At 49.5% G+C, this 281-nt stretch carries 1 protein-coding gene; it reads left to right on the forward strand.

Annotation, left to right across the window (positions count from 1 at the left end):
- Positions 1 to 281 (forward strand): capsular polysaccharide export protein, LipB/KpsS family (locus Q4563_RS19390; protein WP_303605678.1); only part of this gene is annotated, 281 nt, incomplete at both ends.

A 281-nucleotide genomic window follows, 5' to 3' on the forward strand; every position in this document is an offset into this window, starting at 1 on the left:
GCATAAGCCATCACAAGATGCACCCAGCGCAGATACTCCTCTGCCCAAACGTTATATTTTTGTGCCCTTTCAAGTGGATGCCGACCGGCAAATTTTGTGCTTTTCTCCCTGGCTTGCCAATATGCGCGACTTTTATCGCGCTTTGGAGCTGGGAGTTGAGCATTTGCCTGATGACGTTCAGATTGTGATCAAGGAACATCCCTCCTGTCCCAAGCATTATGCTGACTTGCATACTCGGCATTCACGTATCCACTTCGCCAACAGTCACAACACCCAGAAGC

It is taken from the genome of Gilvimarinus sp. 1_MG-2023, assembly GCF_030548285.1.